This window comes from Burkholderia sp. LAS2 (genome assembly GCF_018417615.1).
In the GTDB taxonomy this organism is placed as follows: Bacteria; Pseudomonadota; Gammaproteobacteria; order Burkholderiales; family Burkholderiaceae; genus Burkholderia; species Burkholderia sola.
Map to the genome: position 1 here is coordinate 2,604,809 of NZ_CP071052.1, position 13,819 is coordinate 2,618,627.

Genomic DNA, 13,819 nt, shown 5'->3' on the forward strand with positions numbered 1-13,819 from the left:
ATTGTGGTTTTAGGGGCCGAATCGCCGCGCATGCGCGCCGATCGCCGTCAGTTGCCGCTCTGCTGCGCAGCAGCAGGCTGAGCGCGGTTTGGACGCGTGCAAATGGAACGCGTATCCGGGCCCATTTTTTATCCACGTCGATGCGGCCGGCCGCCGTCGATCGCGTGAAAATGCGACGCGCGTCGCTTCCGCTGCCCGATTACGCAGCCACGGTTTCCGGCCGCGCCTTCGCGAACGGGCGGAACATCGTCGCGATCAGGAACGCGCCGATCCCGATCGCGAACGAGCCGAGGTACAGCCGGCCATAGCTGCCGAACGCATCGACGATCAGGCCGCCGGCGACCGGGCCCGCGGCCATCCCGAGGCTGCCGGCCATCGCGCAGCCGCCGATCACGGTGCCCATCATCCGCAGCGGGAAATTCTCGCGCGCGAGCACGGAATACAGCGGCATCACGCCCGCATAGATGAAACCGAACAGCGTCGCGACCGCGTAGAAGCCGTCGAGCGTGCGCACGAAGTAGTAGCCGAGCGCGCCGAGCGCCTGCGCGAGCAGCCCCGCCACCAGCATGCGCTTCGCGCCGAGCCGGTCGCCGAGGATCCCGAACGCGATCCGGCCGCCCATGCCCGCGAGTCCTTCGACGCTGTAGATCGACACCGCGACGATCAGCGGAATCCCGCAGGTCACCGCGTAGCTGACCGTATGGAAGATCGGGCCCGAATGCGTCGCGCAGCAGAAGAAGTTGGTCAGCACAAGCACCATGAACTGCGGCGAGCGCAGCGCATCCGCGACCGACATCGCGGCGGGCGCGCCGGCGAACGCCGGCGCAGCCGCCGCGTGCGCGGATTCGGGATCGAGCGCGGGCGCCCGGCGCACCAGCAGCGACACCGGAATCATCACGACGGCCGCCAGCGCGGCGATCAGCAGCATCGACGTGCGCCAGTCGCGCACCGACACGAGCCACGCAGCGAGCGGCGCCATCGTCATCGGCGCCATCCCCATGCCGGCCGACACGAGCGAGACCGCGAGGCTGCGGTGCGTGTCGAACCAGCCGGTCACGCACGCCATCATCGGCGCGAATATCGCGGCCGTCGCACCGCCGACGGCCAGGCCGAAGGTCAGCTGGAACGCGAGCAGCGACGGCGCGCGGCTCGCCAGCGCGAGGCTCGCCGACAGCAGCGCGGCGCCCGCGATGGCGACCGGCCGCGTGCCGACGCGGTCCGACAGGCTGCCCCACGCCAGGCTCGCGAAGGCCATCGCGATGAAGCCGAGCGTCATCGCGGCGGAGATGCCGGTCATCGACCAGCCTGTATCGCGCGCGATAGCCCGCAGGAACACCGGCAACGAAAACATCGCGCCGATCGCGACGCAGCCCATCAGGCCGCCTGCGGCGACGATCACCCAGCGGTATCGGGAATCCGGCATGTGGCGTGTCATGTGGCTTCTCCTCGTTCGTTGCGCCATTCGCGGCAACCGGCCGCCGGCCGCATGGTGCGGCGCACTGCCCGGTCGATATCGATACGACGGGCGGCACATCGGGAAATCGACATGCGCGCCGCATGGGTCGCGAATTTTTTATTTTGGGCGAATCCGCTCGGCTCGCAAGGGTCGGATCGCGCGCCCCACTTTTCCTCAACGGGAAATTCGAAATCAGAAATCGTTGGTTGGGGCACGCACTCGCGCTGGCTACACTCACCCCATCTTGTCATAACAAGTTGACCGATGCCCCCACCCAACGTCGTGCCGCTGTCCGCGGCCCCGCTCTACGTGCAGATCAAGGACACGCTGCGCGCGCGCATTCTCGACGGCACCTACGCGCCGCACAGCCGGATGCCGTCCGAGCACGCGCTCTGCGCGATGTTCGACGTCAGCCGCATCACGGTGCGCCAGGCGCTCGGCGACCTGCAGAAGGAAGGCCTGCTGTTCAAGCTGCACGGCAAGGGCACGTTCGTGTCGAAGCCGAAGGCGTTCCAGAACGTGACGTCGCTGCAGGGCTTCGCGGAGGCGATGTCGTCGATGGGCTACGAGATCGTCAACCAGTTGCGCAGCCTGCGCACGGTGAAGGCCGATCGCCATCTCGCGACGAAGCTGAACGTGCCCGAAGGCGCGCCGCTCGTCGAGATCCATCGCGTGCGACTGCTGAACCGCGAACCCGTGTCGCTCGAACAGACCTGGGTGCCGGAAGCGCTCGGCAAGCGTCTCGCCGGCGCCGATCTCGCGACCCGCGACATCTTCCTGATCCTGGAGAACGACTGCGGCATCCCGCTCGGCCATGCCGACGTGTCGATCGACGCGATCCTCGCGGACGACGACATCGTCGACGCGCTGCACGTCGAGGAAAGCAGCCCGGTGCTGCGCATCGAGCGCCTCACGCACGACGCGTCGGGCGCGCCGATCGACTACGAATACCTCTACTTCCGCGGCGACGCCTTCCAGTACCGGTTGCGCGTCGACCGGCAGAAGGCGCGCAAACCTGCAAGGAACCCGCGATGAATACCCATGTGCACGAATACGACATCGTCGTGGTCGGCGGTGGCACGGCCGGCCCGATGGCGGCCATCAAGGCGAAGGAACGCGATCCGTCGCTGCGCGTGCTGCTGCTCGAGAAGGCCAACGTCAAACGCAGCGGCGCGATCTCGATGGGGATGGACGGCCTGAACAACGCGGTGATTCCCGGCCATGCGACGCCCGAGCAGTACACGCGCGAGATCACGATCGCCAACGACGGGATCGTCGACCAGGAAGCCGTGTACGCGTACGCGACGCACAGCTTCGCGACGATCGAGCAGCTCGACCGCTGGGGCGTGAAGTTCGAGAAGGACGGCACCGGCGACTACGCGGTGAAGAAGGTCCACCACATGGGCTCGTACGTGCTGCCGATGCCGGAAGGCCACGACATCAAGAAGGTGCTGTACCGGCAACTGAAGCGCGCCCGCATCGCGATCACGAACCGGATCGTCGCGACGCGCGTGCTGACCGACGCGCAGGGTCGCGCGAGCGGCGTGCTCGGCTTCGACTGCCGCACCGCCGATTTCCACGTGATCCGCGCGAAGGCCGTGATTCTCTGCTGCGGCGCGGCCGGCCGCCTCGGCCTGCCGGCGTCGGGCTACCTGATGGGCACGTACGAGAACCCGACCAACGCGGGCGACGGCTACGCGATGGCCTATCACGCGGGCGCCGCGCTCGCGAACCTCGAATGCTTCCAGATCAATCCGCTGATCAAGGATTACAACGGCCCGGCGTGCGCGTACGTGACGGGCCCCTTGGGCGGCTTCACCGCGAACGGCAAGGGCGAACGCTTCATCGAATGCGACTACTGGAGCGGCCAGATGATGTGGGAGTTCTACCAGGAACTGCAGAGCGGCAACGGTCCCGTGTTCCTGAAGCTCGACCATCTCGCGGAGGAAACGATCCGGACCATCGAGCAGATCCTGCATACCAACGAGCGGCCGAGCCGCGGCCGCTTCCATGCGGGGCGCGGCACCGACTACCGCAGCCAGATGGTCGAGATGCACATCTCCGAGATCGGCTTCTGCAGCGGCCACAGCGCATCGGGCGTGTACGTGAATGCGCGCGCGGAGACGACCGTGCTGGGGCTGTACGCGGCCGGCGACATGGCGGCCGTCCCGCACAACTACATGCTCGGCGCGTTTACGTACGGCTGGTTCGCCGGGCAACACGCGGCCGACTACGTGGCCGGCCGCGAACACGCGCCGGTGGACGACGAACAGGTCGATGCCGAGCGCACCCGCGCGCTCGCGCCGCTGCTGCGCGAGCGCGGCCTGGCGCCGGCGCAGGTCGAGTACAAGCTGCGCCGCATGGTGAACGACTACCTGCAACCGCCGAAGGTGACGCGCAAGATGGAAATCGGGTTGCAACGTTTTGACGAAATCACTGAGGATATCGAAGAAATCAAGGCGAACAACCCGCACGAACTGATGCGCGCGGCCGAAGTGCGCGCGATCCGCGATTGCGCGGAAATGGCCGCGCGCGCATCGCTGTTCCGCACCGAGAGCCGCTGGGGGCTGTACCACCATCGCGTCGATTTTCCGCACCGCGATGATGCCGAATGGTTCTGCCACACGTGGCTGCGCAAGGACGCCGCCGGCGCGATGCGCAGCGAGAAGCGGCCGGTCGAACCGTACGTCGTGCCGCTTGCCGACGACGAACGCGGCGCCTACGCGCAGTTGCGCATCCGCGAACCGGCCGCGCCCGCGGCCGCCCTGTGAGGAACCTTGCCATGCCCCATACCCCGCACGACACCTTCCAGCGCAGCAGCGCGCCCGTGACGATCGACGAGTCGCTGTGCATCGCCGACAAGGGCTGCACCGTCTGCGTCGACGTGTGCCCGCTCGACCTGCTCGCGATCGACGTCTCCAAGGGCAAGGCGTACATGCAGTTCGACGAATGCTGGTACTGCATGCCGTGCGAACGCGACTGCCCGACCGGCGCGGTCAAGGTCGACATCCCTTACCTGCTGCGCTGACACGGCGCGCCACCTGCGCACCGACGACAGCACGACCGAGCCCGTGTTTATCGACATCAAGCGCCGCTGTCTCGCGCTGCTGCGCGACGCGGCCTGAGCGCAATTGCCCATTCACCGCACCGACTTTTCTCCATGACCGCTTCTTCCTCCGCTTTCCCGCTGCCCGGCGTGCCAACTGTCGATCACGCCGATCAGGCCGCGCTCGTCGCGCGCCTCGCCGCAGCCGATGCATCGGTGCGTCGCATCGCGCTGCTCGAACTCGCCGATCTCGAGGCGCCCGAGCTCGTGCCATCGTTCGTCGCGGCGCTGCGCGACGACCCGTCCGCCGACGTGCGCGGCGAGGCCGCGCGCGTGCTCGACGCGTGGGAGCAGCCCGATGTCGTCGACGCGCTGTGCCACGCGCTGCTCGATCCCGACGATGGCGTGCGCGCGACGGCCGCGCAAAGCCTGTCCGAACTGAAGGACGCGGCATCGGGCGCCGTGCTGTGCCGCTGGGCCGACCGGCCCGAGCCGTTCGTGCGCGGCGCCGTGCTGCGCGGTTTGCGCGAGTTGCGCGACCCCGACGCGTTCGCGCCCGCGCTGCATGCGCTCGACGCGAGCACCGCGGCCGTACGCGCCGAGGCGGTCGTCGTGCTCGGCTGGCTCAAGGACAGCCGCGCGCTGGCGCCGCTCGCGCGCATCGCGACCACGGACACGGATGCGGACGTGCGGCGCGCCGCGGTCAGCGCGATCGGGTTTGCGGCGGCCGACGATACCGCGGTCGTCACCGCGTTGCTCGTGGCGCTGCGTGACACTGAATGGCAGGTGCGCGAGGAAGCGGCGGCCACGCTCGGCAAGCTGCGCGCCGCCGTTGCGCGCGACCCGCTCGTCGCCGCGCTCGACGACGATTACTGGCAAGTGCGCGTGCGCGCCGTGCGTGCGCTCGGGCAATTGCGCGATGCGGCCGCGGCATCGGCCGTCGTCGCGCTGCTCCCGCATGCGATCAGCAACCTGCGCAAGGAAGCCGCGCTCGCGCTCGGCGAATTGCGCGACCGGGCGACACTGCCCGCGCTGCACGACGCACTCGACGATCGCGACCCCGACGTCCGCAAGGCCGTGCGGATCGCGATCGGACAGATCGACGACGCATCGCGATGATCGCGCCGACCGACATCGCGCTCGATCACCCGGCGCGCGCATTGACGCTGCGCTGGCCCGACGGCGCCACGCAACGTATCGGTTATGCGCGGTTGCGCAGCGATTGCCCGTGTGCGGAATGCCGAAAGGTCCGGCTCGACGGCGGCCACATCGACGCGCGGCCGGGCCTGACACTCGACGGCATGGAAGCGCTCGGCTACGGCGTACGCTTCCTGTTCGGCGACGGCCATGCACGCGGCATTTATCCGTGGCCGTATCTGGCGGACCTCACGTAGGGGCGACGACGCGCTTCCGTGGTCGCGCGGGCCGGATGGCAGGCGCGCGAAAACGCTGCGATACTGACGCCCACGATCGTCGCCACCTACCGTGGGAGCCGCACCATGCAAACCGCAGTCGGATTCATCGGCCTTGGCGTGATGGGTACGCCGATGGCGCTCAATCTCGCGCGGGCCGGCACGCCGCTCGTCGTGTGGAGCCGTTCGCACGACAACGACGATGCGCTGCGCGCCGCCGGCGCACGCGTGGCCGAGGACATCGACAGCGTATTCGCGTCCTGCCGCACCGTGATCCTGATGCTCGCGAACGACGCGGCGATCGACGCCGCCCTCGCGCGCGGCACGCCGGCTTTTGCCGCCCGGGTCGGCGCACACACGATCGTCAACATGGGCACGAATGCGCCCGACTATTCTCGCGTGCTCGCCGATGAAATCGCCGCCGCGTCGGGCCGCTACGTCGAGGCGCCGGTGTCGGGCTCGCGCAAGCCGGCCGAAGCCGGACAGCTCGTCGTGATGCTGGCCGGCGCGCCGACCGACGTCGATGCCGTCCGCGCGCTCGTGAAGCCGCTGTGCCGCGACAGCTTCGTGTGCGGCGACGTGCCGTCGGCGCTGACGATGAAGCTCGCCGTCAACCTGTTCCTGATCACGATGGTCACCGGTCTCGCCGAGGCCACGCATTTCGCGCAACGTCACGGTATCGACCTCGCGCGCTTCGCCGACGTGCTGAATGCCGGCCCGATGGCCAGCGACGTGTCGCGCGTGAAGCTCGGCAAGCTCGTCGCGGGTGATTTCTCGGTGCAGGCCGCGATCACCGACGTGCTGAAGAATGCGCGCCTCGTCGCCGAATCCGCGCGCGGCATCGGCATCGCGTCGCCGCTGCTGGACATCTGCCACGCGCTTTACGGCGAGACCGAGCAGGCCGGACATGGCGCGGCCGACATGGTCGCCGTGATTCGTGCGATCGAACGGCGTACCGGGGACGCGCGATGAGCGGTGTGCACGTGCACGCGTTCGTTCCCATCGACGGGTAGGAGCGACCATGTCCGCAACCGACAACGCTGCTTGCTTGCGCCCCGTTCCCGCCGTGATCGGCATCGTGCTGCGCGAACGCGATGTGTTGCTCGTGCGCCGCGCGAATCCGCCCGACGCAGGTTGCTGGGGCTTTCCCGGCGGCAAGATCGAGTCGGGCGAGCCGCTCGCGGACGCGGTCGTGCGCGAGATCGCGGAAGAAACGATGATCGACGTCGAAGCGCTCGACGCCTTTACCGCGCTGGATGCGTTCGATTACGATGCGCACGGCGCCGTGCGCCAGCATTTCGTCATGATCGCGGTGCTGTGCAGATGGCTGCGCGGCACGCCGGCCGCCGGCGACGATGCACTCGACGCGCGCTGGTTCGGCATCGACGAACTCGACCGCGACGATTTGCCGATGAGCGCGGGCGTGCGGGACGTCGCGCGACGGGCGATGGAGCGGGCGGCGATGCTGGGCCGCGCGCGTCCGCCATTCGCCTGACACTTCCGCTGTCGCTTGCGCATCGGCGCGACGCGTTCGCTCCGTCATGGAGCCGGCTAGCCTCCGAGCGCCGAATCATCACACATCAAACCATGCTCAGAATTCGACAATCCACCGAGGCCGACGGCACACGTGTGCTGGATATCTGGCGCCATGCCGTCGACGCCACGCATCACTTCCTGAGCGACGACGATCGTCGTTCAATCGAGTCCGAAGTCGTCGCATTTCTGCCGGGCGCACCGCTCGATCTGGCCGTCGACGAGCGCGATCGCGCGATCGGCTTCATGCTGCTCGACGGCAGCCACATGGAAGCGCTGTTCGTCGATCCCGCGCACCATCGCGCGGGAGTCGGGCGGTTGCTCGTCGAAGAGGCGCTCAAACGCCATCCCGACCTGTCGACCGACGTCAACGAACAGAACGAAGCGGCGGCGGGATTCTATGAACGGCTCGGATTCGAGCGCTGCGGGCGATCGGAGCTGGATGGACAGGGGCGGCCGTATCCGCTGATTCACCTTCGTTATCGCGGTGGCGATCGGGACTGAAGATCATCCCGGCGGGCTACCGGTCGTCAGCGGCCAGCGCCCCAAAACGTCGTAGTGCGACTTGCCGAGCCAGCTATCGATCAGGGCGAAGTCGAATACGGTCCAGGTAATCGGCTCGATCCGGTACTCATCGGGCCTCTGTGCACCATACAGCAGCGTCACGTGCGGGGTAAAACTCGACGGAAAAACAGGCACACCCGCCCGTTTCAACGCGTCTCGCAACTGCCGTCGAAAATCGATCAAGTCCTCCAGACCGGCCTTCCCCGTCAGCACCAGCGACTGACGACCGGACCGCCGGTTGAAACTGATGATCTTGTCGAACGTCACGGAGAAAGATGGCACGTCGATGCGGTCCGCCACCGCACGTGCCCGTACAAGGGTAGCGCCCGGCACATAGGCGAAGTCGCCCAGAGAACCCAGCGTAATGTGCAGACGCTCGATGCCCACCATGCTGTCCTTCTCCAGCCGCATGCTTTCGACAAGGCCAGTAATGCGCGCCGCCGTGGCCAGGTCCGGCATCACGGCGAAAAAGAAGCGGTGCACGGGAACCGGCGGCGGCGCATCGAATCCGGGTAGCGTCAGTTGAGTCACGGCAGCATCTCCATCTAGCCTGGAGCGAGATTTGATTATCGTCAATCGGTAGCCTGCTCGCTCCCGCTCGACGAATCCGCCGTTCGCGCGCCCGAAGATGCTACCCTCTTGGCCACACTCGACACCCTCTGATGACGCACCTGAATTCAACCATGCAAACCGTCGCGGTACTGGATTTCGAAACCACAGGGCTATCGCCGAATCTGGGCGACCGCGCAACCGAAATTGCCGTCATCCTGCTGCGCGACGGGCAGGTCGTCGACCGTTTCCAGAGCTTGATGAATGCCGGCCGACGCATCCCGTCCGATGTCGTTGCGCTCACCGGCATCACGAACGACATGATCGCGGCGGCGCCGCCCGCGTCCGCAGTCATGAAGGAAGCGGCGGCGTTCGTCGGCAAGCATGCGGTCGTCGCCCACAACGCCGGCTTCGACAAGCGCTTCTGGCAGTCGGAACTGGGGATGCTCGGCATGTCGGCCGACCATCCGTTTGCGTGCACGATGCTGGTGGCGAGGCGGATCTATCCCGACGCCCGGAGTCACCGCCTGTCGAGCCTGGCCGAGATGCTGCGGCTGCCGCAAACGGGCCGTGCGCACCGGGCGATGGTCGATGCCGAGATGGCCGGGCATCTTTGGTGCCGGTTGCAGCAGGAAATTTCGCGGACTTATGGACTGGATCGGATCGATCACGCGTTGATGTCGCGGGTGCAGGCGACGACCAAGGCGAAGGTGCCGATGTATTTGCGGTCGCTCGGGCGGGCGTGTACGTGACGCATCCGATGCCGGAACGGAAAACACCTCGCTCGCTGGCTGACTGCACGCGTTAACGCAAAACGACCTGGCAATTGAATTGCCAGGCCGCTTCTTGCTCCTCGTGAGCCGGGGCAGCACGCCAACCGAACCAGCCCTCCCGCTTGCAAACTATCGCGACATCAAACGATGCGCAACGACACAAGCGGAATCGAACGCCGATTCAGTCGGAATGCTCACTCCCACTCGATTGTCAATCTGGGGCTGGAGCCTTTTGGGGACGGCGTTTCCGCCTGGTCACGCGGCGTCGATACCGTCAACGATACCGAAAATCATGCTCGGCAGTTGATGGCTGTTATCGGAACGCCCCGGAGCATCAATGCTCGTTTTGTTTGAAAGATCACGAACATTGGCCGTCCCAAGGCGATTTGCGGCTGCAATACCGTCGCTGATACCGTCAGCATCTTTAGAGCACGGTCCTCGATACCGTCACAGCCGCAATGCGGCGCTAAGATCGTCGTGCTCGAAGGCACTGGCCATACGTGCCATCTCTGCGCGTGTGCAACCAACTTCCTGGGCAACCGCTTGCCATGTCCGGGTAACGTCGGCTACCTCCCGGATCGTGGCCCGAGCCTGTTTCAGCGTCAGGCCAAAAAACTCCGCCGCATTTTCCAAGAGCCCCACCGAGCACGTTCCCTCGTCGAGATCGATATTCGTCGTCAGGATACGCGCCTTCAGATCGGTTGGCGTGGGATTGAGGTCATAGGCTGGTGACAATACCCACCCATCGCGCCCCGCCCATAGAAAGCCGTGGTTGCGCAAGTGGTCGTCCACATTGGAAACCAAAACATTGAACGTCACGCGGCGATACAGCTGCGCGGCGTCGGCCCGCGCCTTCGCCCCGTGTTGCGTCAGTGCGTCAACTAGTTCGGGATAACTGCCGCGTTGACCGTCCCGCGATCCCGTCATCGACATAGCCGAGAGAAAGGGAACGCGAATATTACCCGCGCGATCGAAACGACGGGACAGCAGCACCGGCTTGCCTGCTACGCGGAGCAGTTCGTGGTGCGGAGTGGATATGCCGGCGCGTTCCGCCAATAGCAGTGCGATTTCCTCCCAGGTCTCGATGCTGTAGTCATCGGTCTCCTTCGGGAATTTGGCGATCGACAAATGACCGTACTGGTCGATGACCGAGGCCTTGGGACGTGCGCCGCCGAGCGACGACCCGGGCGCAAAGATAAGTTGCAGATCCTCATCGGTTTCCTCGTCCCGCAGGATGCGCTCGGTGATTTGTAGCAGCCGCCCCAATTCAATGAGCGCGGGAACCCCGGCGGGCACCGGCGCTTGGAACTCGTCCTCTCCGCTCCAGCGAAACCGCAAGGCTCCCAGACGCGTTTCATCGGCTACGCCCAGCAAATAGTCCAGTTCGCTGAGTGTACGGACGCGCCGTCCTTCTCGTTCAGCTTGGCGACGCTCGGCGCGCTGCATGAGACGGCGCCCCCAGGTATCCGGCGCCGAATCGCCTATCGAACCGAAGATCGGTTGATCAGGCAGCGGTGGAAACACGCCTCGCGTCAATGCCAGTGCTGGTTCGATAGAAAAACACTCGTCGTCGGCCAGCCAGGTCTCGTCATATTCGAACGTGACCGTTGCTTCCCGACGCGACGCATGGCGTCTGAGCAGCCCCACTGGTCGCGGCGCGCCATCGAGATCAATGTAGACGTCAACATCAGCCATGGTCACCCTTCCCGCCGCTACGAGGGAGCCGGATGCGCTGCGGCAATGCCGCGGTTGCCAACGACTGCCCAACCGTATCTCGGGCCACATCGGCGATCTCCGACAGCCCGCCCAGAAGACCAAGCGCCTGCAACACGGCCGCATAGATGCCGATGCTCACGCCCGGATCACCCGCTTCGACGCGCTGCAGAGTCGCTCTGGACGTAAAAGCCCGTTCGGCAATCACCGCCATGGTCAACCGGCGGCGACGACGCGCGTCGTGAATATCGGCGCCCAATTTCCGCAACGCCCGCCGGACGCCGGCAGAAGGAGCGTGAGGAGTCGGCATTTTACCACCTTCGTAAGTCTTTATATCCGATAATGTATCACGAAGATAACACTAACCGCCAATGATATGACTACGGAGGACGATCACGGGCCAAGCCATTTCATAAGCCTCGAAGAGCCGACATTCCGGATAATTCGTGAGAGATGCGGTAATCGGTACCGTCATACTCGTCGCTAAACTCGGCAAAGTCTGGTAACAATTGCGGTAGTATGATGATCTTTCAAATTCCTTTCATTAAAAATACGGATAGGTCTTGATGGATGGCCAAGCGACAACCACCGCCCTTGCAGACACGCTGACAACGTTGGGCAGCTTTGGCCTGCTCGACCTGTCCCGGCAACAGCGCAACCTCCTGCTACTTCGTCCGGTATTCCAGCTTGAGCGCTATAAGATGATGCTCGGGGACGAAAGCAGTTCAGACCGCAGCCTCTTCCAGGGTGTCGACACGCATTACCTTGCATTGTCAGCACTCGATCAGATGATGGAAGCCACCACGGTCTCCAGTGGAAGTACCTCGACAGAAATCATGACGCATCTTGCCGACGTCGCAATACGGATGAAACCGACACTCTCGGCGCCTCAGGCTCGGCGCGTAGCGGAGGTCATTCTCGATGCACTGGACAACAAGGCCAACAACCATCGCGAGTTCAGCTTCGAGTATTTTGATGCCCAAAGCGGGAGCACCAACAGCATTCAGTTCCGCCTTGTACGGTTCGAGCCCGACGCCGAAGATGTATATCGGTACCGCCCAACGGCGGAAGGCTATCTGGTCTACCTCGGAATGTTGGATCTCTCGCCGGAGGACTCCCAGGAACTGTTGGAAAAGATGCTGGACCTTCTGGTCCAGCGCGGGCGCTTCGATGCCGCTCTGGAAATCGCACGCCGTGCGCGCAAGCTATCCATTGAGTACCGTCAGCTCATTCGCGATCGCCTCTACCAGGCCTATCGCGCTCCAGGCAGCGTCAACTGGAGCCGAGACATGGCCGGGCGGATCGACGAGGCGCGGACGCACGTTCGTCAGCGCCAAGCCGAAGACGCCCGGATGGAGGAAGCCGTTGGCGACGCCCTGCTTGGCGCCGATGAACCGAAGACGCGCGAGAGTCTCGTACAACTGAAGGAAACCATCCGTAGTGCCAGCCTCATCCGACTACAGCTTGTCACTGATATCAACGTAGCGCCCGAGCGTTTCATCGAGGCGCAGCGCGCGGTCTTCCGTGCACGCAAGCCCACCGGTCTCCCGGACCTTGAGCCGCAACTCCTTCCGCAACTCGTCAACCTTCCGACCCAATTACTCTCGGCAGAGGCGGACGTCTTCATCAGTGCACTATACCCACCGGTGTGGCCGAGGGTGTACGACCTGAACTCGGTGTTCGCCCTGCTACTAGAGCAGCATGGGGAAGATGCAGAGGTCGAGACTGATCCAGGCTCGATTGAGAAGTTCGAACCCCTGCCCGACCAGTTTTCGAAGGAACTCGTGCTACGCGCCAACGACTGGCTGGCAGGCAAGTTTTCCGCCGGCCAACGGCTGCGCATCGACCAACTGCTGGATGCCGCCGAGGACGAAGGCCTAGACCGGACGACGCGGCGGTGCCTCGTTCTCATCCTGTTCCGATCGTTCGCGCGGTCTGAGAGCGAGTTCAAGAACGTGAGCGTCGAACTCACGGGAGACACCTTCCATCTCGACATCGCTCAGGGCAGTGCTCTCGAGTTCGTTCCCCAGGGAGAGTCAGAATGAATGTAGAACCTACCGTGCGCAACGCTGCGCGACTGACCTACAAGGCGCTGCACACGACGTTGTCGCCTATCAATGACTCGGAGTACCGCGAGCTGCTTGCCCTGTGCAGGGCAGACCCGACATTCAGACGCTACGTCGAGGATGTCGCGGCCGGCATGGAACTGCAGATACTCGACTTAAGCGAGCAGCGTGGGCTCATTGTAGTTCCGGCCTCCAAGGATAGCCGCTTCGCAGTGCGTCTCACGGATATCCGCAGCAGCATGACACCAGACCAGAAGGCTGCGCTCGTGCTTGCCCACATCGCCATCGCGGCGGCCTTCTTCCCGACGACTGATGGATTGGACGATGACAACTACTCCCCGCCCCCGGCGTCTGTGGCCACCTGCCGCGACACACTCTATGCACTGGCGCGGCGCCTGAAGGAGACATCTGACCTTCCGCCGGACGTGCCACCTGAGCTTGCTCCCGGCTGGGAGACGATTTCAGCACTTCCAGTAGCAATCCCGTCCGGTCAGCGAGCGTCGCATGCCTCGGTTGTCGGCGTCGTCAAGATTGCGCTGAACCAGATGTCGCAGAACGGCCTTGTTCGGCTTGACCGCGACGCGGAAGACGAGGCGGCTGCGACCTACACGCCCACCTTTCGGCTGCGTGTGCAGTTGCGAGAACTGGCGTTGCGGCGACTTTACGAGATGGCGCAGCTTGCTACGACCGAGCGCAAGGCGGTGTGA

At 65.0% G+C, this 13,819-nt stretch carries 15 protein-coding genes; 11 read left to right on the forward strand and 4 right to left on the reverse strand.

All coding sequences use genetic code 11. The features are described from left to right. Positions 1–199 precede the first annotated feature (199 nt). On the reverse strand, positions 200–1,423 hold the full coding sequence (locus JYG37_RS12030; RefSeq protein ID WP_213346096.1) for an MFS transporter: 1,224 nt from the start codon (positions 1,421–1,423) through the stop codon (positions 200–202). A gap of 297 nt (positions 1,424–1,720) precedes the next feature. Between JYG37_RS12030 and JYG37_RS12035 the strand changes: the two genes are divergently transcribed. The 8 genes from JYG37_RS12035 (at position 1,721) to JYG37_RS12070 (ending at position 7,951) form a co-directional block, all read left to right on the forward strand. Beyond that, positions 1,721–2,491 carry a GntR family transcriptional regulator gene (locus tag JYG37_RS12035; protein WP_124593982.1) on the forward strand — a complete coding sequence of 257 codons (771 nt, stop codon included), beginning with the start codon at positions 1,721–1,723 and terminating at the stop codon, positions 2,489–2,491. Further along, a complete protein-coding gene (locus JYG37_RS12040; protein WP_089488558.1) occupies positions 2,488–4,227 on the forward strand; it encodes a fumarate reductase/succinate dehydrogenase flavoprotein subunit in 1,740 nt (579 codons plus the stop codon). Before JYG37_RS12035 ends, JYG37_RS12040 begins: the two co-directional genes overlap by 4 nt. Before the next feature lie 11 nt (positions 4,228–4,238). Beyond that, the gene (locus JYG37_RS12045; protein ID WP_050013325.1) at positions 4,239–4,484 is read left to right on the forward strand and encodes a 4Fe-4S dicluster domain-containing protein; all 246 of its coding nucleotides are present in this window, start codon (positions 4,239–4,241) and stop codon (positions 4,482–4,484) included. A 132-nt stretch (positions 4,485–4,616) separates the two neighbouring features. Further along, positions 4,617–5,621, forward strand: a complete 1,005-nt coding sequence (locus JYG37_RS12050) for a HEAT repeat domain-containing protein (RefSeq protein WP_050013326.1) — start codon at positions 4,617–4,619, stop codon at positions 5,619–5,621. Further along, entirely contained in the window at positions 5,618–5,896 is a 279-nt protein-coding gene (locus JYG37_RS12055) for a gamma-butyrobetaine hydroxylase-like domain-containing protein (RefSeq protein WP_050013327.1), read from the forward strand. Before JYG37_RS12050 ends, JYG37_RS12055 begins: the two co-directional genes overlap by 4 nt. Before the next feature lie 75 nt (positions 5,897–5,971). Beyond that, positions 5,972–6,886: an NAD(P)-dependent oxidoreductase gene (locus tag JYG37_RS12060; RefSeq protein WP_349631909.1), complete on the forward strand. Its 915-nt coding sequence runs from the start codon at positions 5,972–5,974 to the stop codon at positions 6,884–6,886. A gap of 49 nt (positions 6,887–6,935) precedes the next feature. Next, a complete protein-coding gene (locus JYG37_RS12065) occupies positions 6,936–7,409 on the forward strand; it encodes an NUDIX hydrolase (protein WP_080334221.1) in 474 nt (157 codons plus the stop codon). Between the two features lie 92 nt (positions 7,410–7,501). Next, entirely contained in the window at positions 7,502–7,951 is a 450-nt protein-coding gene (locus tag JYG37_RS12070; RefSeq protein ID WP_050013330.1) for an acetyltransferase, read from the forward strand. A gap of 3 nt (positions 7,952–7,954) precedes the next feature. On the opposite strand, the gene JYG37_RS12075 is transcribed toward JYG37_RS12070, so the two are convergent. Further along, a complete protein-coding gene (locus JYG37_RS12075) occupies positions 7,955–8,542 on the reverse strand; it encodes a 2'-5' RNA ligase family protein (protein WP_249745992.1) in 588 nt (195 codons plus the stop codon). Between the two features lie 152 nt (positions 8,543–8,694). Between JYG37_RS12075 and JYG37_RS12080 the strand changes: the two genes are divergently transcribed. Further along, a complete protein-coding gene (locus JYG37_RS12080; protein ID WP_124637773.1) occupies positions 8,695–9,312 on the forward strand; it encodes a 3'-5' exonuclease in 618 nt (205 codons plus the stop codon). Between the two features lie 468 nt (positions 9,313–9,780). On the opposite strand, the gene JYG37_RS12085 is transcribed toward JYG37_RS12080, so the two are convergent. Next, positions 9,781–11,028 (reverse strand): type II toxin-antitoxin system HipA family toxin, encoded by a 1,248-nt coding sequence (locus tag JYG37_RS12085; protein ID WP_124554634.1) that lies wholly within the window; start codon positions 11,026–11,028, stop codon positions 9,781–9,783. Then, a complete protein-coding gene (locus JYG37_RS12090) occupies positions 11,021–11,356 on the reverse strand; it encodes a helix-turn-helix domain-containing protein (RefSeq protein WP_124554635.1) in 336 nt (111 codons plus the stop codon). The genes JYG37_RS12085 and JYG37_RS12090 overlap by 8 nt, the downstream gene beginning before the upstream one ends. 256 nt (positions 11,357–11,612) lie before the next feature. On the opposite strand from JYG37_RS12090, the gene JYG37_RS12095 reads away from it, so the two are divergent. Together JYG37_RS12095 and JYG37_RS12100 are read left to right on the forward strand one after the other, a co-directional pair. Beyond that, on the forward strand, positions 11,613–13,091 hold the full coding sequence (locus JYG37_RS12095; RefSeq protein WP_249745993.1) for a hypothetical protein: 1,479 nt from the start codon (positions 11,613–11,615) through the stop codon (positions 13,089–13,091). After that, positions 13,088–13,819: a hypothetical protein gene (locus JYG37_RS12100; protein ID WP_124554636.1), complete on the forward strand. Its 732-nt coding sequence runs from the start codon at positions 13,088–13,090 to the stop codon at positions 13,817–13,819. Before JYG37_RS12095 ends, JYG37_RS12100 begins: the two co-directional genes overlap by 4 nt.

Excerpts from the sequence above, each read along its gene's own strand:
- JYG37_RS12055 (WP_050013327.1), top strand. The coding sequence starts at position 5,618 with ATGATCGCGCCGACCGACATCGCGCTCGATCACCCGGCGCGCGCATTG.
- JYG37_RS12080 (WP_124637773.1), top strand. The coding sequence starts at position 8,695 with ATGCAAACCGTCGCGGTACTGGATTTCGAAACCACAGGGCTATCGCCG.
- JYG37_RS12030 (WP_213346096.1), bottom strand. The coding sequence starts at position 1,423 with ATGCCGGATTCCCGATACCGCTGGGTGATCGTCGCCGCAGGCGGCCTG.
- JYG37_RS12040 (WP_089488558.1), top strand. The coding sequence starts at position 2,488 with ATGAATACCCATGTGCACGAATACGACATCGTCGTGGTCGGCGGTGGC.
- JYG37_RS12065 (WP_080334221.1), top strand. The coding sequence starts at position 6,936 with ATGTCCGCAACCGACAACGCTGCTTGCTTGCGCCCCGTTCCCGCCGTG.
- JYG37_RS12100 (WP_124554636.1), top strand. The coding sequence starts at position 13,088 with ATGAATGTAGAACCTACCGTGCGCAACGCTGCGCGACTGACCTACAAG.
- JYG37_RS12090 (WP_124554635.1), bottom strand. The coding sequence starts at position 11,356 with ATGCCGACTCCTCACGCTCCTTCTGCCGGCGTCCGGCGGGCGTTGCGG.
- JYG37_RS12050 (WP_050013326.1), top strand. The coding sequence starts at position 4,617 with ATGACCGCTTCTTCCTCCGCTTTCCCGCTGCCCGGCGTGCCAACTGTC.
- JYG37_RS12045 (WP_050013325.1), top strand. The coding sequence starts at position 4,239 with ATGCCCCATACCCCGCACGACACCTTCCAGCGCAGCAGCGCGCCCGTG.
- JYG37_RS12085 (WP_124554634.1), bottom strand. The coding sequence starts at position 11,028 with ATGGCTGATGTTGACGTCTACATTGATCTCGATGGCGCGCCGCGACCA.
- JYG37_RS12095 (WP_249745993.1), top strand. The coding sequence starts at position 11,613 with ATGGATGGCCAAGCGACAACCACCGCCCTTGCAGACACGCTGACAACG.
- JYG37_RS12070 (WP_050013330.1), top strand. The coding sequence starts at position 7,502 with ATGCTCAGAATTCGACAATCCACCGAGGCCGACGGCACACGTGTGCTG.
- JYG37_RS12035 (WP_124593982.1), top strand. The coding sequence starts at position 1,721 with ATGCCCCCACCCAACGTCGTGCCGCTGTCCGCGGCCCCGCTCTACGTG.